The organism is Hoskinsella mucinilytica (assembly GCF_045223415.1).
GTDB lineage: Bacteria > Bacillota_I > Bacilli_A > Erysipelotrichales > Erysipelotrichaceae > Hoskinsella > Hoskinsella mucinilytica.
In genome coordinates, this window is the sequence record NZ_JBEQZJ010000029.1 from 12,333 (window position 1) to 33,252 (window position 20,920).

The following is a 20,920-nucleotide window of genomic DNA, read 5'->3' on the forward strand; positions in this document are numbered from 1 at the left end:
AATGGTATGATTTATCAATTATGGTGCATGCTTTAAGATAAAGAATACGTAAGGGATGCATTTCAGATGGATGCTGAGATGATAAATAAAAGGAAGGATGGATGTTATGGAGTATATCAAATTATTGGGAATCCTGATCGTTATCATTGGCTTTGCCATGAAATTGGATTCCATTTTGATTATTATGGTTGCGGCAATCGTGACTGCATTGGTTGGTGGTATGGATATCACAATGTTTCTTGAAACGTTAGGAAATAGCTTTGTATCAAATCGAAGTATGTGTATTTTCATTATCGTAATGGTCGTAACTGGAACGTTGGAACGTAATGGATTAAAGCAGGCAGCTGCGGCCTTAATGGGAAAATTCAAAAATGCATCTGCAGGGTTGGTATTGGGCATCTATGGTGTTTTCCGTGTTATCTTTGCGGCATTTAATGTCGGTTTTGGTGGCGTTGCTGGATTTGTGAGGCCAATTGTAATGCCAATGGCAAGTGCTGCTGTAGAAAAAGAAGGGATCAAAATCAGTGAGGATCATTTGGAACAGGTCAAAGGTATGGCAGCTGGTATGGAAAATGTAACTTGGTTTTTCGGTCAAGTGTTGTTTGTCGGAGGAAGCGGAATGCTTTTGGTACAAGGAACGTTGAAGGATCTTGGCTATGCAGTAGAGTTGATCGATTTGGCAAAAGTACAAATTCCTGTCGCCATAGTCGCAACACTGGTGGCGATGATTTATTATTATGTAACCAATAAAAAACTAATGAAACAATATGATAAAAAACAGGAGGAACTATAATGAATGTTTTAGAGTTCTTCCAAAGCGCAGATGTAACGCTAAGCAATAAGTTATTAGAAATGTTATATATCATCATCGGTTTGGTTGCGTTTTATACAGGAATAAAAAATCTAATGGATAAAGAGAATGAAAAAAATATAGGAAGTGCCATCTTTTGGTGTACTTTAGGACTATTGTTTATTCTGGGGAAATGGATTGCGCCATTATGGACAGGTATTCTTGTAATCGTGATGGTACTTCCAGCGATATTAAAACAGGTAGGTACAGGAATCATGGATGTACCGAAACTAGAAGAGATGGAACAAAACTTCCAAAAAATAGGTATGAAAATATTCATCCCAGCTTTATGTATTGGGGTATTTGCTTTGATATTTGCCTTATGGACAGATATCAATTCTTTGGTTGGAATTGGTGTCGGTGTTTTATTGGCTGTTCTTATTTTGATGGGATACTCCCGTAAAAATAAACCGAAGGTTTTTATGAATGATGCGAGAAGAATGTTGGATATCGTAGGTCCATTGTCAATGCTTCCGATACTTTTAGCTGCATTAGGTGCGATATTTACAGCAGCAGGTGTTGGAGAAGTTATCAGTAGCATGGTATCTAATGTCATTCCTGAAGGGAATGTGACCGTTGGAATCATTGTGTATGCCGTTGGCATGGCATTGTTTACCATGATCATGGGCAATGCTTTTGCGGCAATTACGGTAATGACCGTTGGAATCGGTGCTCCGTTTGTTTTGGCTTTGGGAGCTGATCCTGTATTGATAGGAAGTCTTGCGTTAACATGTGGATTCTGTGGAACCTTATGTACGCCGATGGCAGCAAACTTCAATATCGTGCCTGTAGCTATTTTAGAAATGAAGGATAAAAACCTAGTAATCAAAAAACAGGTATTGATTGCTTTGATCATGTTGGTATTTCAAATCTGTTATATGATCATGATGAGTTAATTAGAAAGTGAGGATTATTTATGAAAGTATTGGTAACCGGATTTGATCCATTTGGTGGTGAGAGCATCAATCCTGCTTATGAAGCGGTGAAGGCATTACCAGATGAAATTCTAGGTGCTCAAGTTATTAAAATCGAGATTCCTACAGTGTTTGATGATGCGCCAAAAGCAGTTGAAACGGCAATTGAAGTATATCATCCTGACATTGTATTATGTGTTGGGCAAGCAGGTGGAAGAACACATATCACTCCTGAATTTGTCGGAATCAACTTTAAAGATGCAAGAATTCCGGATAATTTAGGAAAACAACCATTGAATGAAAAAATTGCGGAAGATGGAGATACTGCGTATTTTAGTAAACATCCCGTGAAAGCAATGGTACAGAAATTAAAGGATCATGGTATTCCTGCGGCGGTTTCTTATAGTGCTGGTACATATGTTTGTAATGATGTAATGTATTCCTTGTTATATATGATCGATAAGAAATACCTAAATATCCGTGGTGGTTTTGTTCATGTGCCTTATGATACCAGTCAAGCTGCTATGTTAAGTGCAAGTACACCAAGTATGCCAATCACGATGATCGCTGAAGGATTGAAACTTGCAATTGAAGCGATTATTGAAAACGATGAGGATATCGTGATACAGGGTGGTACAACGCACTAATGTCAAAGCAATTGAATTGTGAAGTCATAGAACTGAAAGAAGATCGTATATTTCTTGGTTTGAAAAAAACGGTGTGTGAAACAACCATGTTCAAGGATGCACAAAAGCTTGCGAAAGACTATGCAACCATGAAAACAAGGATAACGCATTTATGTCATCCGGTACACACAGCACTTATCACATTTTCGAAAAAAGACAATGGGGAATTTGATTGTTTTATGGGGGATGAGGTTCATTTCATAGATAAATCAGAAGATCCAATGCAATATATCGTTCTTTCAAAAGGTACTTGTATGGCAAAGGTCAAGGTGCGTGTAGGGTCACAAATGACATTATCTTATAGGGTTGCTGGAATTCGAAAACAGTTTTATACCAAATGGTTAAAGTTGCATGGATATGTCAGCGCATCACCGTTTGAGGATATGGAATTGTATCATTATCGAAGAAGAAAATTCCGAAAATCAACAAAAATGGTTATGGAATTATATTTCTTTATACAAAAGAAAGAAACAAAGAAAAACTCACAAGGATGATGTGAGTTTATCTTTATAGAAATAAAAAAAGCTGCAGGTAATCCGGCAGCTTTTCAAGATTAAGGACGTTTAACGATAACAGCTGTTCCTTGTCCTCCACCAATACATAGAGAAGCAAGACCTGTTTTTGCATCACGTTTGATCATTTCGTGAATCAATGTAACTAAAATACGGTTACCAGAAGCACCTACAGGGTGACCAAGAGCGATAGCTCCACCATTTACGTTTGTTTTTGCTAAGAATGCTTCACGATCGATACCATGTTCTTCTACCAATTCGTGGATAACACCTAATGACTGAGCAGCGAATGCTTCGTTTAATTCAACCAATTCAATTTCATCTAATTTCAAACCTGCATAGTTCAATGCATTGCGAATTGCAGGAGTAGGACCAAGACCCATAGTCAATGGATCAACACCACCTTGACCGATACCGACAACTTCACAGATTGGAGTAAGGTTGTATTTTGCAACTGCATCTTCACTTGCTAATAACACAAAGCTTGCACCATCATTGATTCCTGAAGCATTGGCTGCTGTAACAGTACCATCTTTGATAAATGCTGGACGTAATTTAGCCATTTTTTCTGGAGTTGATTTACGGTTAGGGTGTTCATCTGTATCAAATGTGATCGTTTCTTTACGTAATTTTACTTCAACAGGAACGATTTCATCTTTGAAGCGTCCGCTGTCAACTGCAGCGATTGCTTTCTGCTGAGAAGCATATCCGAATTCATCTTGCATTTCACGAGTGATACCATATTTAGCTGCAATATTTTCAGCAGTAACACCCATGTGAATTCCGTTCATTGCATCAGTCAAAGCATCATAGATCATGTGGTCTACTACTTTGAAGTCTCCCATTTTATTTCCTGTACGAGTATTTGCAGGGATTAAATAAGGAGCACCGGACATAGATTCTACACCACCAGCAACAACGATGTCGTTGAATCCGGTCTGGATAGACATAACGCCTTCCATTACAGTTCTTAAACCAGAACCACAAACCATGTTCACGGAGTGAGCACATACAGATTCAGGAATACCAGCAGCTAAGCTGACCTGACGACCGATATTCTGCCCCAATCCAGCACTTAATACATTACCGCAAAGTAATTCATCAACGTTTTCTGGAGCTACATGAGCATCTTCCAACAACGCTTTTACAACTGTGGCACCTAAGTCAACTGCTTTTACAGTTGTCAAAGATCCAAGAAAACTACCGATTGCGCTACGTTTTGCGCTGACTACATACGTTTTTTTCATTTTCTCTACCTGTCTTTCTTTCTTTTTTTGATGGTCAGGGATCGCCTGACCCATACAGAAACATGATAAAGGAAAGTAGGCCTTTTGTCAACCACTTGTGAAAAAATTATTAAGTGCAAAAAGTTTAATATTTCCCATTTTTCACGAAAGAAAAGGGAATTGGAGCATTCCATTCCCTTGTTGTTTTCGGTTAAGGTCGTTTGATGATGACAGCCGCTCCTTGTCCTCCACCGATACATAGAGAAGCAAGACCGACCTTGAGATCACGTTTTTGCATTTCATGCAATAGGGTAACTAAAATACGATTGCCTGAAGCACCGACAGGATGACCCAAAGCAATGGCCCCACCATTGACATTTGTTTTTTCCAGGAAAGCTTGGCGATCCATACCAGTAGCTTCTTCTAATTCGTGAATGACACCAAGAGATTGAGCTGCAAAGGCTTCATTTAATTCTACCAATTGCATGTCTTCAATGCTCATGTTCGCATAACGAAGGGCATTTAAAATAGCAGGTGTTGGACCTAATCCCATCACACGTGGATCAACGCCACCTTGACCAAAGCCGATGACTTCAGCAAGTGGAGTTAAATTGTACTTTTCTATTGCATCTTCACTGGCGATGATTGTGAAACTTGCACCATCATTGATTCCGGATGCATTGGCTGCAGTAACAGTTCCATCAGGTGTAAAGGCAGGGCGAAGTTTTGCCATTTTCTCAGGTGTAGAAGTACGATTCGGATGTTCATCGGTATCAAAGATCGTAACACTTCCTTTTTTGCCAGGAACCTCTACAGGAACGATTTCGTCTTTGAAACGTCCACTATCGATGGCTGCGATTGCTTTTTGTTGAGATGCAAATGCGAATGCATCTTGTTCCTCTCTTGTAATGCCGTATTTTTTCGCAATATTATCGGCAGTGACTCCCATATGAATATCATACATACCATCGGTCAAACCATCATGTAGCATCGCATCAACCATAGTAAGATCTCCCATCTTTACACCGTTACGAACTTTGCTAGGAACAAGATAAGGAGCGTTGGTCATGGATTCTACACCACCAGCGACAAAGATATCACCAAATCCACATTGGATCCTCATGGTTGCTTCCATAACGGCTTTTAAACCAGAGCCACATAACATATTAATGCTTTGTGCACAAACTTCGACCGGGACACCTGCGGCAATACTGACTTGACGTCCGATGTTTTGACCAAGACCTGCGGCGATGACATTTCCTACGATGACTTCATCGATGGTTTCAGGAGCGATGCCTGCTTGTGAAATGGCTTCTTTTAATACGGTTGCACCTAAATTCACAAGGTTGACATTGGTCAAACCTCCCATAAAACTGCCGATGGCACTACGCTTAGCGGCAACGATATATGCTTTTTTCATAAAATATTCCTCACTTTCTTTTGTTTCAGTGTAAGGGGTAATCGAAGGAATGTCAACCCACTAAATAAAAAATTCACAAGCAAGAATTACTCGTGAAGAAACAAGAAAAATGAACTTGTGAAAAAATCCTCAAATAATTGTTAAAAAAATAACAAAGTTATTGACGTGAAGAAAAAATAGTTCTAAAATTAAAGGTAGGATTGCGCTTATCTGTCAAGGATAACGCCCGATATGCCAAAAATTGGCTGAAAAAGGAAATCCTATTGTTCAAGAAAATTAAGGAGAGGAGAACACTTATGGACTTCATGTTAACAGAACAACAACAAATGATGAAGAAGCTATTCGCTGAGTTTGCTGAAAAAGATGTAAAACCTCTTGCAGCAGAAGTCGACGAAGACGAACGTTTCCCACGTGAAAACGTTGAAAAGATGAGAGAATGCAAGATGCTTGGTATTCCATTCCCAAGAGAATACGGCGGAGCAGGTGCTGATTACCTGTGCTACATCCTTGCAGTAGAAGAATTGAGTAAGAAATGTGCAACAACTGGTGTAGTATTATCTGCTCATACATCTTTAGGAACATGGCCAATCTTCGCATATGGTACAGAAGAACAGAAAAACAGATATCTGCCTGATTTATGCAGTGGAAAAAAATTGGCAGCATTCGGTTTGACAGAACCTAATGCAGGTACTGATGCTGCTGGTCAGCAGACAACTGCAGTAAAAGATGGGGATGATTATATCTTAAATGGTACAAAAATCTTTATCACAAATGCTGGTGAAGCAGATGTATATGTCATCTTCGCTATGACAGACAAGACAAAGGGAACACATGGTATCTCTGCATTTATCGTAGATAAAGGTACACCTGGATTTACTGTTGGACAGCACGAAAAGAAATTAGGTATTCGTGGTAGTGCAACAAGTGAATTGATCTTCAATAATGTACGTCTTTCTAAAGATCAGTTATTAGGTCAGGAAGGTAAAGGCTTTAAGGTTGCCATGACTACACTAGATGGTGGACGTATTGGTATTGCTGCTCAAGCTCTTGGTATTGCACAGGGTGCAATCGATGAAGTTGTTCCTTATGTGAAATCACGTAAACAGTTCGGTCGTCCTATTGCAAAATTCCAGAATACACAGTTCCAACTTGCTGATATGCAGGTAAAAACTGATGCTGCAAGACTATTGGTTTACCAAGCTGCAATGGCAAAAGAAAAAGGTCAGCCTTATACTTATTTAGCTGCAGAAGCAAAATTATTCGCTGCAGAAGTTGCTATGGAAGTAACAACAAAAGCTATCCAATTGATGGGTGGATATGGTTATACTCGTGATTACCCAGTAGAAAGAATGTTCCGTGATGCTAAGATCACAGAAATCTATGAAGGTACTTCTGAAGTACAGCGTATGGTTGTTTCTGGCCAGATGTTGAAATAATAAAGGAAAGGAAGAAGAACATGAAAATTATCGCTCTTGTGAAACAGGTACCGGATTCAACAGAAATCCGTGTAGATAAAGTAACTGGTACATTGATTCGTGCCGGTGTTCCAAGTATCATCAATCCAGACGACTTGGCTGGTGTAGAAGAAGCTTTAAAAATCAAAGAAACAAAAGATGATGTAACTGTTACAGTTATTTCTATGGGACCTCCACAGGCTAGTGGAATGTTAAAAGAATTGCTAGCTCGTGGTGTTGATGAAGTTGTATTGATTACAGATCGTGCTTTTGCTGGTGCAGATACTTGTGCTACTTCAAGCACTTTAGCTGCTGCTATTGAAAAAGTAGGTTATGATTTGATCATCGCTGGACGTCAGGCAATCGATGGAGATACTGCTCAGGTAGGACCTCAGACTGCAGAACGTCTTGATATTCCACAGGTAACTTATGTCGATAAAATTATTGATATCAATGATAAGACGATCACAGTAAGAAAATCATTGGAAGAAAGTGAAGAAATCATCGAAGCAAAACTTCCATGTCTGTTAACTACATTAAGTGGTATGAACACTCCTCGTTACATGAACTGTAATGATATCGTTGACTCTTTCAATAAAGAAGTTAAGATCATGACTTTCAACGATTTGGGCATCGATGCAAGCAAAGTTGGTCTTGCAGGTTCTCCAACAAAAGTACATCACACATTTACAAAAGATGTTACTGCTGAAACAGAAACTTACGAACTGCCAGCTGCTGAAGCTGCAAAATTGATTGCTAAGACATTAAAAGAAAAGCAGATCATTACGAAATAGGAGGAGAATACAATGGCTAAATTTGAAGGATACAAAGATATTTACGTATTCGTTGAACAAAGAAACGGCGTGATCGCCAATGTTGGATACGAATTGATTTCTGAAGCTAGAAAATTGGTTGCATCCATTCCTCACATGGGATTCCAGGTTGTTGGTGTATTATTAGGACATAACATCAAGGATCAGGCTCAGGATGTTATTGCACATGGTGCTGATAAAGTAATCGTTGCTGATGACGCTATGTTGGAAGGATACTCTACTCAGTTTTATGCTGATACATTAACTCAGATCATCAATACATTTAAACCAGATAGCTTCTTAACTGGAGCTACTGTACTTGGACGTGATTTAGCACCACGTGTTGCTGCACGTTTGAATGCTGGTTTAACTGCCGATGCTACAAAAATCGAAATGGACCCTGAAAAGGAAGATGAAGCATTATTGCTAGTAACTCGTCCTACTTTCGGTGGTAACTTATTTGGTACTATCATTTGTCCGGACACTCGTCCACAGATGGCTACGATTCGTCCAAACGTATTCAGTATGGATCCAGTAGATGCTTCAAGAACTGGTGAAGTAATCGAATTTACACCTGAATTCGCTGACAAAGACGCTAAAGTTATCGTGAAAGAAACGATTGCTAAAGTCGTAGAAGGTATTGATATTACAAAATGTGATATTCTTGTTGGCGCAGGACGTGGTGCTGAAGATTGCTTAGACATGGTACAGGCTGTTGCTGAAGAATTAGGTGGAGCAATGTGTGCTAGTCGTGCAGTTGTTGATGATGGATTTGTAAACAAAGACATCCAGGTTGGTCAGACTGGTAAAACAGTTCGTCCAAGTTTGTATATTGCATGTGGTATCTCTGGTGCTTGTCAGCACGTAGCAGGTATGGAAAAATCAGATATGATCATTGCTATCAATCGTGACCCACAAGCTGAAATCTTCAGTATTTCAAACATGGGCTTTGTTGGTGATGTAAAAGAAATTCTTCCATTATTAAAAGAAGAAATCATCGCTGCGAAAAAAGCGTAGTAGTTATGTAAAAGGCAGCGCAGGTATTACGCTGTCCTTTTGTTACAATAAAATAGAAAAGGAGATCTGAAACATGAAAAAAGTTGGAGTAATCGGCGCAGGAACAATGGGCCAGGGTATCGCTAATGCATTCGCTACAAATGGTTATGATGTAACAGTTTGTGACATCAAACTAGAATGGGCACAGGGCGGTATCGACAAAATCGCTAAAAAATTAGACAAGCTAGTTTCAAGAGAAAAAATGACTGCAGAAGCTGCTGCAGAAATCAAAGGAAACTTAAAAGCAGGAGAATACAAGGATTTAGCAGACTGTGATTTGGTAGTAGAGGCTGTTCTAGAAATCATGGAAACGAAAAAAGAATTGTTCTCAACCTTAGATGAAATCTGTAAAGATAGCTGTATCTTCGGTACAAACACATCTTCTTTATCAGTAACTGAAATCGCAAAAGGTATCAAACACAATGTAATCGGTATGCATTTCTTCAACCCAGCAGATCGTATGAAGTTGGTTGAAGTTATCTCTGGTATCAACACACCAGCAGAAACAAAAGATGCTATCATCGAAATCAGCAAGTCTTTAGGAAAAACTCCTGTAGAAGTCGCAGAAGGTCCAGGATTTGTTGTTAACAGAATCTTAGTTCCAATGATCAATGAAGCTGCATTCATTCTTCAAGAAGGTATTGCTTCTGTAGAAGATATTGATACTGCTATGAAACTTGGCGCAAACCATCCTATGGGACCTCTTGCATTAGGTGACTTAATTGGTCTTGATATCGTTGTCGCAATCATGGATGTATTATTCAATGAAACTCATGATTCTAAATATCGTTGCTGTACATTGCTAAGAAAAATGGTTCGTGGCGGTAAATTAGGACAGAAAACTGGTATCGGATTCTACGATTACAACAAATAAGCTTTTATCAAACATGTATAAGTGAATCTATAATTTCACATGAATTCCATTGAAATTGTGGATTCACTTTTTTAAAAAATAACAATAGAAAGGACTATATAAAATGGAAACAATTTTATTAACTGTAGAAGGTCATGTCGCAACAATTACGATCAATAGACCAAAAGCATTGAATGCATTAAGTACTGCTGTTTTAACAGAATTAAACGAAGCTTTAAATGAAGTTGATGCAAATAAAGATGTCTATGCATTGGTCATCACAGGTGCTGGTGAAAAATCATTCGTAGCCGGTGCGGATATTGCTGAAATGAAAGATAAATCAGTAGAAGAAGCTGCTGTTTATGGTAAATTCGGAAATGAAGTATTCCGTAAAATTGAAACTTTCCGTTGTCCGGTCATCGCCGCTGTAAATGGTTTTGCACTTGGCGGTGGTTGTGAATTGGCTATGAGCTGTGATATTCGTATCGCTAGTGAAAATGCTGTATTCGGGCAGCCTGAAGTTGGTTTGGGAATCACTCCGGGATTTGGTGGAACACAGCGTCTTGCTAGAACTGTCGGAGTAGGAATTGCGAAAGAAATGATCTATACTGCACGTAATATCAAAGCTGATCGTGCATTGGCAATTGGTTTGGTAAACAATGTGGTAGCTGCAGAAGAATTGATGCCAACTGTTATGAAAATGGCAAATGGCATTGCTAAAAATGCTCCAATTGCAGTTGCATACTCTAAAAAAGCAATTAACAATGGTCTTCAGACAGATATCGATGGTGGTATTGCAATCGAGGTAGAAGAATTCTCTAACTGTTTTGCTACAGAAGATCAGACTTATGGTATGACTTGCTTCTTAGAAAAAACAAAAGAAAAAACATTCTCTAATAAATAAGTCGTTACTTACATCAAGGCTTATCATTTCCTTTTCTTCGGTGCATATGATACACTGAGTTTAGAAAATGATGAAAAGGAGGTAAAGGAATTTGAGTAAAGTAATTAGCCTAGAACAGGCAGTTTCTATGATTCCAGATGGCGCTGCAATCGGAATCGGTGGTTTTATCGGATGTGGACATCCACAAGAGTTTTCTGTAGGTATTGAGGAATCCTTTTTAAAGACTGGTCATCCAAATAATCTAACGATCATGTTCTCCGCTGGAATCGGTGATGGAACAGATAAACTTGGATTAAACAAGTTAGGACATGAAGGATTGTTGAAACGTATCATCGGTGGACATTGGGGATTGATTCCAAAGCTACAAAAAATGGTATTTGAAAATAAAGTGGAAGGATATAATCTTCCATTAGGTACCATTTCCTTAATGTTCCGTGATATCGCAGGTCATCGTCCTGGTACTTTTACAAAAATCGGTTTAAAGACTTTTGTAGATCCTCGTATTGAAGGGGCTAAAATGAATGAACGTTCAAAAGAGGACCTTGTAGAGGTAGTGGATCTTCATGGTGAAGAATGGCTACTTTATAAGTCTTTCCCATTAAACGTTGCTTTGATTCGTGCTACTTATTGTGATGAGGATGGAAATGCTACCATGGAAAAAGAAGCGGCTACTTTAGATTCTTTATCTATTGCACAGGCTGCGAAAAATTCCGGTGGTATCGTATTGTTACAGGTGGAGAAGGTTGTAAAAAACGGAACGCTTGATCCTCGTAAGGTTAAGATTCCTGGTATTTACGTGGATGGTATCGTCGTATCTCGTCCAGAGAACCACATGCAGACTTATGCGGAACAATATAATCCTGCTTTGAGTGGTGAAGTTAAGGTTCCGGTGGATTCTATTGCACCTATGGCATTGAATGAACGTAAGGTCATTTGTCGTCGTGCTGCTATGGATCTGGATCCAGCATCTATTATCAATCTTGGAATCGGTATGCCAGAAGGTATTGCCAATGTTGCCAATGAAGAAGGTTTACCTGGATTGAAGTTAACAGTAGAAGCTGGTGGTATCGGTGGAGTTCCGAATGCTGGAACTGCTTTTGGTACATGTACCAATCCTGATGCAATCATTGATCAGCCTTATCAGTTTGATTTCTATGATGGTGGTGGACTAGGTCAGGCATTTTTAGGTTTGGCTGAATGTGACCGCTATGGAAACATCAATGTTTCTCGTTTTGGACCAAAGATCGCAGGTTGTGGTGGATTTATTAATATTACGCAAACCTCACCGATCGTTGTATATTGTGGAACATTTACTGCCGGTGGATTAAAGGTTGAAGTCAAAGATGGTAAATTGAATATTCTTCAAGAAGGTCGTGTAAAGAAATTCAAACAAGATGTGGAACAAATCACATTCTCAGCTGAATATGCGAAAGAAACAGGACAGAAGGTTTTATATATCACAGAACGTGCTGTATTTGAATTGTTGGATGGTGTATTGACCTTAACAGAAATTGCTCCGGGTGTTGATCTTGAAAAAGATGTACTTGGACAAATGGAATTTAAGCCTGCAATCGCAGATGATCTGAAGTTGATGGATGAGCGTCTATTCAAACCTGAAATCATGGGATTGTTAGAAAAATAAGGGTCAGAAATGATCCTTTTTTCAATTATGCCATGAAGATAGCCAACTTTTCCGAAACGATTTACAAATGAAGGGTATTTGATATAATAAAACTGTAAAGAGGCGTATCACACTTGATGAGAGTGTTGATATAGATCATTTTGGGAAGAGCTGGTGGAGATTCCCCTTATCTTAGAGATCAGCTTGTAAGAAATGATCAGTTGGTCATCGTTTCGTGGAAGCATGTTGGTAGTGGAATAGGTAATATTGTAGTAGTAGCATAGCAGGTAGTAAATATAATGGAGAAACGTTGATCAGCGAAAGAGATGCAATTGGCAAATGAGTCGATTGTGTCTTTTTTTTCTATCTGATATGGTTGTTTTTTCATTGTTGCGGTATAATGGATGAAAAAGAATAGGAGTGAAAGAAATGATAAGTTTTAGAAATGATTATAGTGAGGGCGCTTGTCCTGAAATATTAGAAGCAATGGTGAAGTCCAATGAGGTACAACATGTAGGCTATGGTGAAGATGAGTGTTGTGAAGCAGCAAAAAAAGCGATAAAAAAGGTATTACAATATGATGCTTGTGATATTCATTTTCTTGTAGGAGGGACACAAGCCAATTTAACTGTGATTTCCTCTATTCTTCGTCCTTATGAAGCCGTGATTGCAGTAGATAGCGGACATATCAATGTACATGAAACAGGATCGATCGAAGCAACTGGACATAAGGTCGTGATTGCCGAAGGGAAAGATGGTTTATTAACGGTTGAAGGAATACGAAAAGCAGTAGAACAACATGAAGATGAGCATATGGTCAAACCGGCAATGATCTATATCTCTAATGCGACGGAAATTGGCACCATCTATCATAAAAAAGAGCTACAAGCATTACGTGAGGTTTGTGATGAGCTTGGATTGTATTTGTTTATGGATGGTGCACGTCTTGGTGCGGCATTAAGTGCAGAAGACAATGATGTAGAATTTGACGATTTATGTAAGTATTGTGATGTGTTTTATATCGGTGGAACCAAGAATGGAGCGTTGTTCGGTGAAGCAGTGGTCATCGTTCATGATGAATTAAAAAAGAATTTTCGTTATATGATCAAACAACGTGGAGGTATGCTTGCGAAAGGATGGCTATTAGGTACTCAGTTTCAGGTGTTATTTGAACAGGGCTTATACTTGTCCAGTGCACTTCATGCCAATCGATTAGCACAAAAAATGCAAAAAGCTATGTTAGATTTAAAGATTCCTATGTTTATTCAAACAACGACGAATCAGATTTTTCCGATCTTAAAGCAAAATATCATTGAAAAACTTCAAACATCATATGCATTTCAAGTATGGGAGAAATTGGATGATGCAACTACCGCAATGCGTTTTGTGACCTCTTGGGCAACCAAAGAGGAGGATGTTGATGCATTCATTGAGGATTTACGTATGTTGATGAGGGAAGAGTAGGATGGAGAAAAAATATTTTTTCTTTGATATCGATGGTACACTAACCGGTATTCAACATCATGGTCTTGTATTGGAAAGTACCAAACAAGCCGTAAGCATAGCGAAAGAAAAAGGACATTTTTTAGCGATTGCGACAGGAAGACCATATTATTTTGCGAAAGAAATAGCGAAAGAGGTGGGAATAGAGCATTTGGTTTGTAATGGTGGAAATGATTTATATATCCAACATCGCTGTATCAAGCATGAGCCATTAGACCATACACTATGTATGGAAGTAATCAAAGAATGTATGGATAAGGGAATCAGTTTTTGTGTTTCGATCGATGACTCTACGAAACGTTTTACCCATACAAAACAATTTGTAAAAGATCTTCATGGAGATCATTTTATTGGGGAGCTTCAAGTGATGCAACATCTGGATTATCAACAATTTGATCAAATTGAACGTATCATCATTGCATTACCAAAAGGTATGGAAGAAACAATGAGCGCATTTCAGAAATATGGAATGCCAATGAGATATCATGAGAATTCTTGTATTCTTGAGCCGGATCATAAAGATGAGGGAATCGTGGCAATGATGGATATCCTGCAACAGCCAATGGATCATGTCGTTGTGTTTGGTGATAGTAGAAATGATATTGGTATGTTTCAAAAAGCACCATTTTCCATCGCAATGGGAAATGCCATAGAGGATATAAAACAACTTTCCGATTATGTGACCTTGGATTGTGATCATGATGGTATTTATCATGCCATGAAGCATTTTCATTGGATTTGATATGGAAACGATCACAGGCTATTTGATTCGTTATCATCGATTGAAACAGAATCTTTCTCAAGAAGGGCTTTGTAAAGGGATTTGTGTGGTTTCCTACCTCAGTAAGATCGAACAAGGAAAAGTATGTGCAGATCCAGAAATTATACATGCACTTTGGAAACGTCTACAAATAACATATGAAGATGATCCCACATTCTTACATCAATATCGTCAAATGTTTCATATCTATTTTGAAAATTGGCTACTTAGAATTCCACAAGATAGTAATGTGCAACAAATTCGTAGGCAACATGATAAGCTGATATCATCCCCATTATGTTTATATGTTTCTCTATTTGAACTTTATGAAACAAAAGAGCTAGACAAACGAAAAAAGATCTTACAGGAGCTGTCTGAATTTGAAACATATATGGAGGAAGCTCAATCCTTTTTATATCATTTGGCTTATTTTGATCATGATGTTTTTGAGGAACAAATCGATCATTTAAAGAAAGCAAGTAGAATACAAGCTTGTAGTATTTCCTATTTATATCTTGGAAATTGTTGCTTTGTGAAAGGGTCCTATAGCGAATCCTTGGAATATTTTCAAAAGGCGTTATTATTGGGTAATGAGGAAGGAATGTTTCAAATTAGTACCAATGCGTTGTTGATGATAGGAAATTGTTATTCTAACTTAGGTGTAGAACAATTGATGCTACGCTATTATAAAAAGGCAATGTTGGCAGCACGTGCCATACAAGATGAACATACGTTAAAAGCGGTATATTATAATTTAGGAGCGACCTATCAATGTTGGAGAAAAAATGAAGAAGCGATTTTGTATTTAGAAAAAGCAATGGATGAAGATGATCCTTATCAATGCTTTATGATCTATCACAAATTGGCACTTGCCTATGAAGAACTTGGAAGAATTCAAGAGGGTAGAGAAATACTTCATAAAATGGAGAAAATCTATCAGCCTGATTTTTCTAAAGAAACAAGACTTTTGTATGAGTTTGTATGCCTTCGTTATGAAAAGGATCCGATCACAAATCCACATTACCAAGAAGTATTAGAAGATATTTGTTTCAAATATTATCCTTTTATTCATCATGGCATCATGCTACAACACAGTCAATATTTGATAGAAGTATATGTACATCAAAGAAGATATAAAGATGCGATGCAGTTGATGAAATTGAGTAATAAAAAGGATTTTCCTTTAGATGGCATATAAAATAACACTAAGCTCTATATTTGAGTGTATATTTTCTCAAATATAGGGTGTTTTTATTTACTAAAATCTTCTGTATACTATATACGACAGGAGTGATGTAAATGAAACAAACATTATGGAGCCACGATTTCAGTATCATAACCATAGGGACATTGATCAGTGCCATAGGTGGAGTCGCCATGAATTTTGCTTTTTCTATTGTAGTCTTTGATCAAACAAGTAGTACGATGTTAACAGGTATCTTTTCAGCTATCTCTTTTATTCCTTCGATCATACTTCCGATCATTGCCGCACCCTATGTGGATCGTTGTTCCAGAAAAAAACTAATCGTAAGGATTGATGCAGGAAACGGTGGTTTATTCCTACTGTTCGCTTTATTTTTGATGAATCACGATTTTTCTTACCTTTCTTATCTTTTGTTTTCCTTTGTGACAGGTTGTAGTAATGCTGTTTATTCTCTCGCATATCAAGCATTATATCCAGATTTGATACCAAAAGGTTTTGCGCAAAAAGGATATGCGATTTCATCCATGATTTATCCAAGTGTTTCTGCTCTTTTTACACCAATTGCATCTATGATCTATATCCATTATGGGGTCGCTATGATTTGTGTTTTACAAGGGGTGCTGTTGTTAGGGGCATCATTTTTTGAAAAGATGATTCGTTTTAAAGAAATCAAATCACAAAAATTGAGCCACTTTTCTTTTAAAGAATATCGCAATGATTTCATTCAAGGATTTCAGTATTTGAAAAAAGAGAAAGGTATTCGTAATATTTATACTTATATGGCGATTACCAATGCCACAGGTAATGGTGTCAATATGATGACAATGGCGATGTTTCAATCCTCACATGTGTTAACGACAACGATGTATGCGTTATTGACAACAGCGGAAACCCTAGGTAGAATGATAGGAGGAATCGTTCATTATTTTATCAAAATACCTTACCAAAAACGCTATACCGTTGCATTGCGTGTATATGAAATCTATCAATTATTGGATTGTTCCTTGTTGTTGATTGCTTATCCATTGATGATGATCAATCGATTTCTTGCAGGTTTTCTTGGTGTGAATTCATTGAATATCAGAGAATCTAGTACACAAAGCTATTTACCGACTGAGATGAGAGCAAGAGTATCAGCATTTTTCAATGTATTTGTAAGCCTTGGTGTCATGTTGGTACAATTATTGACTGGGGCACTAGGGGAATTGTTTTCCTATCAAACAGTAGCGGTCGGCTTATCTGTTAGTTGTATGGTATTCATTTATGTGATTGTGATTCGAAATCAAAAAGAAATCAAAATGATATTTAATCGTGAAGTATGATGTCATAAGGAAGAAGGATATAAGATGAGAGTAAATCAATATGCGATAGGACAGATAGAAGATGAAAAATTAAAATTTGCGGTCATGATTTGTACGTATCAAAAGAAGCTAGTTTTTGTTCAACATAAGCTTAGAAGTACATTAGAATTTCCCGGTGGGCATAGAGAGCAACAAGAGTTGATACAGCATTGTGCCAAAAGGGAGTTATGGGAAGAAACAGGAGCTTTAAACTTTGTGTTAACACCACAATGTATTTATGGTGTGAAACAAGAACATGAAGAAGAAAGTTATGGGATGTTATATACTGGAGAAATCTTTGAATTTGAAGATATCCCGAGTGTTAGTGAGATCAAAGCACGATTTTTATTGGATACACTGCCAACTCATTGGACCTATCCTCAAATACAACCCTATCTTTATGAATTTATAAAAAAATAGAAAAAAGCAATGAGTACAAGAGATTGTCTTAACTCATTGCTTTATTTCTGTAGTAGGAAGGGAATAGCGTAAGGTAATTCCTGTTCCCAACTTGCTTCGTTATGCTTACCTTTGACATGTTGAAAAGGAAACACAGTCACATCTTTTTGTATCAAGGCATTGGTGATATATAAATTTCTTTGGGTACCATAAGACAATGCCGTTTTTGATCGAAATTCGTCGCTTCCCCAGGAAATGAATACTCTACTTTCTGCTAGCTTGCATTCCTTAAGATCCTGTTTGATATCCTCCATAACAGGATAAAGAAAACTAGAGAAGCATCCGGCCATAGAAAAGGTGCTGTTATGACGAAGGATAGTGTATAGTGCCATTAATCCACCCATGCTGCTTCCTGCAATGCCTGTATGCAAACGTGTTTTCTTTGTTCGATAATGTTTATCGATCCATGGCTTCAGCTCTTCCACTACCCAATCCATGAGCATAGCACCTCTTCCTTCGATGTGTCCGATATATGCATCCTCAAAGTCATATGGTGAGAATTCCTCTAATCGTTTATTTCCTTCATGGTTGCATTCGATACCGACAACAATGAGTTGCGTATCTGTTTGATCCAGGTAGTCCTTTAAGCCCCAACTTTTTCCATAGGTGGCATCTTCATTAGAAAACAAATTATGTCCATCGTACATATAAAAGACCGGGTATTTCTTACGTCCCTTTTCATATCCCTTTGGTGTATAAATATGAAGGGTACGCATTGTATCAAAACATGACATGTAGATTTCCTTTTTTTCTACCATTTCGATCACCTCAAATTTCTGTTTGGTAGTAATTATATCATAAAAATTAGCATCGTGTTATAATGAAATCAGGAGATGGTGAAAATGATGATCGTAGGGTATGTGTTTGCTTTGTTTATCATGATATATTACATCTATAGACCTCATCTGAATGCATTTACGACTCTTGGATGGAAGACATGTTCTTCTCTATGTTTTTTAACCATTGGCATCTTGTGGATGCTTATGAATCATCATACGTTTGGAACATGGATGGTAGTAGGACTTTTTATGGGTCTTATGGGAGATGTCTTTTTAAATCTTACCCCTTGTTATCCAAAGAAAGAAACGCTATGGTTTCTAATGGGATTGGGAAGCTTTTTGATAGGCCATCTGGCATATGTATATGCGCTATATCGTACTTCTATTCTTTATAGTGTGCTTTTGATCATCGGATGTGCCTTTGTTTCCTTTATTCTTTTGTTGTTTCTTCAAAGAAAGAACTTTATTTCACTTCAGGAAATGTTTTTACCGGCATTTGTGTATGCGACAGTGATTTTGTTTTTTGAAATGCAATGCTTAGTTTGGTTATTTGATCAAATACAGGTGTTTACGATCGTATTGAATATCGGTTCCATGCTTTTTGTGCTAAGTGATTTGATATTATTGTTTATATTGTTTGGCGATAAAGATACTAAGACTATGACAAGAATGAATTTAACTACCTATTATCTTGCGCAAATGTGTCTTGCGACAACCATTTTATTATACAAAGCATAGGAATTGTAGGATACACCATACTATGGTATAGTGAATACAAGAGGTGATTCCTATGAAAAAGATAACAATGATGTATTTGAAAAATTGTCCTTATTGTAAAAAAGCGCAAGCATGGATGGAAGAATTATTTGAAGAACATCCAGCATATCGCAACATTGAATTAGAAAGAATTGAAGAAAGTGAACAACCTGAGATTGCAGATACCTTGGATTATTGGTATGTGCCAAGCTACTTTGTAGATGGCATCAAGGTTCATGAAGGGGTTGCCACAAAGGAAAAGATTCAAGACGTATTTGAAAAAGCTATGAAGTAAATAAAAACAGACCAGATTGTCTGTTTTTATTTATTCTTGTGAATAGGCTAAAAATTGAAGTACCTCTTTTTCACTAGGAAAGCGAGCTACGATAACTTCATCACCCATGGCGGTTGCCAATGCTTTTGGTAGTCTTCGTATCATCAAAATAGAAGCGTTATATTTTGTTTTGATATCATCTATGCTATGTTGATAGGTGATTGCATCTCTTCGTCCGATAAAGCAACTAGAATATGTTCGTGCTTGTTGATAATGAATGGTATCATGTACGATCATGTCTGCCCATAATTGATATACATTGGAGTCATTGGCATAATTGATCATATCAGGTAGAAAGCCTCCGGGAGGACGCATATTGACCTCTAGACCAAGAATGTCTCCTTTTAAACCTACACCCGGTTGATCTTGTATGAGCCTGAAAAATTCAAAATGGAAGAAACGATTTCTCGTATCGAAGGCATTGACAGCACGTTGCCCTACATCCATTACATCCTGTGGAATATCTTTATAAGAATAACAACCAATACTTTTTTGTTCATTTACAGCATCCATGATACTATCGGTATATTGATGACTGGTCACGAATAGAATTTCCTTCTTGCTGTTGGTAATGCCATCAAAGGAAAAACAGCTACCTTGGATGAATTCCTCCATCAGATAAGGTTCACTTAATGGTTGACTGAAAAAAGAGCGAACCTCTTCTTCGTTTTTCAACTTATAGGTGTGATTTGCGCCAACACCAACATTTGGTTTTACGATGATTGGATATCCTACTGTTTCAATAAAACAAAGCGCATGCTCTAGATCAGTTACTAATTCATAACGAGCGGTTTGAATGCCTGCCTTTTGATAAAATTCCTTCATTTTATACTTACTTTGATATTCATCGATATGGTCAATGGTGATGCCATGTTTGATGTTGAAGTCTTTGCGAAGCTTAGCGTCTAAAGAAAGCCAATACTCATTGTTGGATTCGATCCAATCGATTCGACCGTGCTTATGGATGAAAAAGGCGACAGCTCGCATGACTTCATCATAGTTTTCTAAAGAAGTCACTTGATAATAATCATTGATGGAATTTTTCAGATTGCTCGTCAGATTAGAATAGGGTGTATCCGCAATTGCAAGAACATTGACACCATTGTTTTTCAAGCCTTGACAAAATAGCCAGTAGCTTTCTGGGAAATTAGGTGAGATAAAGATAAAATTCATAAGACACCTCCTTATTTTTCCATTGTAAGTCATTCGATTTTGAATGTCAAAAGCTTTCTTTTGAAAACACTCATTCATTGGAATGAAATAATTTACATAAATATTGAAAATAATGTAATTTTGTGTTGACAAGTAATTTTCAAAGGAGTATCATGTAAGTACAAATCGAAGAAAGAGAGAGTATTTCTATCCGGAAAGCAAAGCGAGTCAGGGTTTGGTGAAAGCCTGAAGGGAAGGAAAGAAAGAAACGCACTCTGGAGAGCCTGTGGGAAAACAGTATCACAGGACGCATGTTTCAGCGTTA

At 37.7% G+C, this 20,920-nt stretch carries 21 protein-coding genes and 1 other annotated feature (1 of these 22 running past the window's edge); of the genes, 17 read left to right on the forward strand and 4 right to left on the reverse strand.

The genetic code is table 11. The annotated features are described in order from the left end of the window. The first annotated feature begins 106 nt into the window (after window positions 1–106). The 4 genes from UGRO018_RS11460 to UGRO018_RS11475 are packed head-to-tail and all read left to right on the forward strand — an operon-like array spanning window position 107 to window position 2,944. The gene (locus UGRO018_RS11460) at window positions 107–793 is read left to right on the forward strand and encodes a DUF969 domain-containing protein (RefSeq protein WP_416326623.1); all 687 of its coding nucleotides are present in this window, start codon (window positions 107–109) and stop codon (window positions 791–793) included. Beyond that, a complete protein-coding gene (locus tag UGRO018_RS11465) occupies window positions 793–1,746 on the forward strand; it encodes a DUF979 domain-containing protein (RefSeq protein WP_416326624.1) in 954 nt (317 codons plus the stop codon). Before UGRO018_RS11460 ends, UGRO018_RS11465 begins: the two co-directional genes overlap by 1 nt. A 20-nt stretch (window positions 1,747–1,766) precedes the next feature. Next, entirely contained in the window at window positions 1,767–2,411 is a 645-nt protein-coding gene (pcp, locus tag UGRO018_RS11470) for a pyroglutamyl-peptidase I (RefSeq protein ID WP_416326625.1), read from the forward strand. Next, a complete protein-coding gene (locus tag UGRO018_RS11475; protein WP_416326626.1) occupies window positions 2,411–2,944 on the forward strand; it encodes a hypothetical protein in 534 nt (177 codons plus the stop codon). The genes pcp and UGRO018_RS11475 overlap by 1 nt, the downstream gene beginning before the upstream one ends. 59 nt (window positions 2,945–3,003) lie before the next feature. Here UGRO018_RS11475 and UGRO018_RS11480 read toward each other — a convergent pair whose 3' ends face one another. Further along, window positions 3,004–4,209, reverse strand: a complete 1,206-nt coding sequence (locus tag UGRO018_RS11480) for an acetyl-CoA C-acetyltransferase (RefSeq protein ID WP_416326627.1) — start codon at window positions 4,207–4,209, stop codon at window positions 3,004–3,006. Between the two features lie 190 nt (window positions 4,210–4,399). After that, complete coding sequence (locus tag UGRO018_RS11485; protein ID WP_416326628.1) at window positions 4,400–5,608, reverse strand: acetyl-CoA C-acetyltransferase; 1,209 nt, start codon at window positions 5,606–5,608, stop codon at window positions 4,400–4,402. Window positions 5,609–5,904: 296 nt separating this feature from the next. Here UGRO018_RS11485 and UGRO018_RS11490 point away from each other — a divergent pair, with 296 nt between their 5' ends. From UGRO018_RS11490 to UGRO018_RS11540, 11 genes are all read left to right on the forward strand, one after another. Beyond that, entirely contained in the window at window positions 5,905–7,044 is a 1,140-nt protein-coding gene (locus tag UGRO018_RS11490) for an acyl-CoA dehydrogenase (RefSeq protein WP_416326629.1), read from the forward strand. 20 nt (window positions 7,045–7,064) lie between these two features. After that, entirely contained in the window at window positions 7,065–7,856 is a 792-nt protein-coding gene (locus tag UGRO018_RS11495; RefSeq protein WP_416326630.1) for an electron transfer flavoprotein subunit beta, read from the forward strand. 12 nt (window positions 7,857–7,868) lie between these two features. Then, entirely contained in the window at window positions 7,869–8,891 is a 1,023-nt protein-coding gene (locus UGRO018_RS11500; protein ID WP_416326631.1) for an electron transfer flavoprotein subunit alpha/FixB family protein, read from the forward strand. A 73-nt stretch (window positions 8,892–8,964) separates the two neighbouring features. Further along, window positions 8,965–9,804 carry a 3-hydroxyacyl-CoA dehydrogenase family protein gene (locus tag UGRO018_RS11505; RefSeq protein WP_416326632.1) on the forward strand — a complete coding sequence of 280 codons (840 nt, stop codon included), beginning with the start codon at window positions 8,965–8,967 and terminating at the stop codon, window positions 9,802–9,804. Window positions 9,805–9,907: 103 nt separating this feature from the next. Next, complete coding sequence (locus UGRO018_RS11510; RefSeq protein ID WP_416326633.1) at window positions 9,908–10,687, forward strand: short-chain-enoyl-CoA hydratase; 780 nt, start codon at window positions 9,908–9,910, stop codon at window positions 10,685–10,687. Window positions 10,688–10,778: 91 nt separating this feature from the next. Next, window positions 10,779–12,329, forward strand: coding sequence for an acyl CoA:acetate/3-ketoacid CoA transferase (locus UGRO018_RS11515; RefSeq protein WP_416326634.1), 1,551 nt, complete (start codon window positions 10,779–10,781; stop codon window positions 12,327–12,329). Window positions 12,330–12,737: 408 nt separating this feature from the next. Then, window positions 12,738–13,772, forward strand: a complete 1,035-nt coding sequence (locus UGRO018_RS11520) for a threonine aldolase family protein (protein WP_416326635.1) — start codon at window positions 12,738–12,740, stop codon at window positions 13,770–13,772. Window position 13,773: 1 nt separating this feature from the next. Then, complete coding sequence (locus tag UGRO018_RS11525) at window positions 13,774–14,553, forward strand: HAD family hydrolase (protein ID WP_416326636.1); 780 nt, start codon at window positions 13,774–13,776, stop codon at window positions 14,551–14,553. 1 nt (window position 14,554) lies between these two features. Beyond that, on the forward strand, window positions 14,555–15,769 hold the full coding sequence (locus UGRO018_RS11530) for a helix-turn-helix domain-containing protein (protein WP_416326637.1): 1,215 nt from the start codon (window positions 14,555–14,557) through the stop codon (window positions 15,767–15,769). Window positions 15,770–15,870: 101 nt separating this feature from the next. Then, entirely contained in the window at window positions 15,871–17,097 is a 1,227-nt protein-coding gene (locus tag UGRO018_RS11535) for an MFS transporter (protein ID WP_416326638.1), read from the forward strand. A 24-nt stretch (window positions 17,098–17,121) separates the two neighbouring features. Further along, window positions 17,122–17,535, forward strand: coding sequence for an NUDIX hydrolase (locus UGRO018_RS11540; RefSeq protein WP_416326639.1), 414 nt, complete (start codon window positions 17,122–17,124; stop codon window positions 17,533–17,535). Window positions 17,536–17,576: 41 nt separating this feature from the next. Here UGRO018_RS11540 and UGRO018_RS11545 read toward each other — a convergent pair whose 3' ends face one another. Further along, window positions 17,577–18,332, reverse strand: coding sequence for an alpha/beta hydrolase (locus UGRO018_RS11545; protein WP_416326640.1), 756 nt, complete (start codon window positions 18,330–18,332; stop codon window positions 17,577–17,579). Window positions 18,333–18,416: 84 nt separating this feature from the next. On the opposite strand from UGRO018_RS11545, the gene UGRO018_RS11550 reads away from it, so the two are divergent. Then, window positions 18,417–19,091 (forward strand): lysoplasmalogenase, encoded by a 675-nt coding sequence (locus UGRO018_RS11550; protein ID WP_416326641.1) that lies wholly within the window; start codon window positions 18,417–18,419, stop codon window positions 19,089–19,091. Between the two features lie 52 nt (window positions 19,092–19,143). Then, on the forward strand, window positions 19,144–19,404 hold the full coding sequence (locus UGRO018_RS11555; protein WP_416326642.1) for a thioredoxin family protein: 261 nt from the start codon (window positions 19,144–19,146) through the stop codon (window positions 19,402–19,404). Between the two features lie 30 nt (window positions 19,405–19,434). On the opposite strand, the gene UGRO018_RS11560 is transcribed toward UGRO018_RS11555, so the two are convergent. Further along, entirely contained in the window at window positions 19,435–20,616 is a 1,182-nt protein-coding gene (locus tag UGRO018_RS11560; RefSeq protein WP_416326643.1) for an ATP-grasp domain-containing protein, read from the reverse strand. 159 nt (window positions 20,617–20,775) lie between these two features. After that, window positions 20,776–20,920: a binding site (T-box leader), on the forward strand (it continues 78 nt past the right edge of the window).

Excerpts from the sequence above, each read along its gene's own strand:
- UGRO018_RS11460 (WP_416326623.1), top strand. The coding sequence starts at position 107 with ATGGAGTATATCAAATTATTGGGAATCCTGATCGTTATCATTGGCTTT.
- UGRO018_RS11465 (WP_416326624.1), top strand. The coding sequence starts at position 793 with ATGAATGTTTTAGAGTTCTTCCAAAGCGCAGATGTAACGCTAAGCAAT.
- pcp (WP_416326625.1), top strand. The coding sequence starts at position 1,767 with ATGAAAGTATTGGTAACCGGATTTGATCCATTTGGTGGTGAGAGCATC.
- UGRO018_RS11475 (WP_416326626.1), top strand. The coding sequence starts at position 2,411 with ATGTCAAAGCAATTGAATTGTGAAGTCATAGAACTGAAAGAAGATCGT.
- UGRO018_RS11480 (WP_416326627.1), bottom strand. The coding sequence starts at position 4,209 with ATGAAAAAAACGTATGTAGTCAGCGCAAAACGTAGCGCAATCGGTAGT.
- UGRO018_RS11485 (WP_416326628.1), bottom strand. The coding sequence starts at position 5,608 with ATGAAAAAAGCATATATCGTTGCCGCTAAGCGTAGTGCCATCGGCAGT.
- UGRO018_RS11490 (WP_416326629.1), top strand. The coding sequence starts at position 5,905 with ATGGACTTCATGTTAACAGAACAACAACAAATGATGAAGAAGCTATTC.
- UGRO018_RS11495 (WP_416326630.1), top strand. The coding sequence starts at position 7,065 with ATGAAAATTATCGCTCTTGTGAAACAGGTACCGGATTCAACAGAAATC.
- UGRO018_RS11500 (WP_416326631.1), top strand. The coding sequence starts at position 7,869 with ATGGCTAAATTTGAAGGATACAAAGATATTTACGTATTCGTTGAACAA.
- UGRO018_RS11505 (WP_416326632.1), top strand. The coding sequence starts at position 8,965 with ATGAAAAAAGTTGGAGTAATCGGCGCAGGAACAATGGGCCAGGGTATC.
- UGRO018_RS11510 (WP_416326633.1), top strand. The coding sequence starts at position 9,908 with ATGGAAACAATTTTATTAACTGTAGAAGGTCATGTCGCAACAATTACG.
- UGRO018_RS11520 (WP_416326635.1), top strand. The coding sequence starts at position 12,738 with ATGATAAGTTTTAGAAATGATTATAGTGAGGGCGCTTGTCCTGAAATA.
- UGRO018_RS11525 (WP_416326636.1), top strand. The coding sequence starts at position 13,774 with ATGGAGAAAAAATATTTTTTCTTTGATATCGATGGTACACTAACCGGT.
- UGRO018_RS11530 (WP_416326637.1), top strand. The coding sequence starts at position 14,555 with ATGGAAACGATCACAGGCTATTTGATTCGTTATCATCGATTGAAACAG.
- UGRO018_RS11535 (WP_416326638.1), top strand. The coding sequence starts at position 15,871 with ATGAAACAAACATTATGGAGCCACGATTTCAGTATCATAACCATAGGG.
- UGRO018_RS11540 (WP_416326639.1), top strand. The coding sequence starts at position 17,122 with ATGAGAGTAAATCAATATGCGATAGGACAGATAGAAGATGAAAAATTA.
- UGRO018_RS11545 (WP_416326640.1), bottom strand. The coding sequence starts at position 18,332 with ATGGTAGAAAAAAAGGAAATCTACATGTCATGTTTTGATACAATGCGT.
- UGRO018_RS11550 (WP_416326641.1), top strand. The coding sequence starts at position 18,417 with ATGATGATCGTAGGGTATGTGTTTGCTTTGTTTATCATGATATATTAC.
- UGRO018_RS11555 (WP_416326642.1), top strand. The coding sequence starts at position 19,144 with ATGAAAAAGATAACAATGATGTATTTGAAAAATTGTCCTTATTGTAAA.
- UGRO018_RS11560 (WP_416326643.1), bottom strand. The coding sequence starts at position 20,616 with ATGAATTTTATCTTTATCTCACCTAATTTCCCAGAAAGCTACTGGCTA.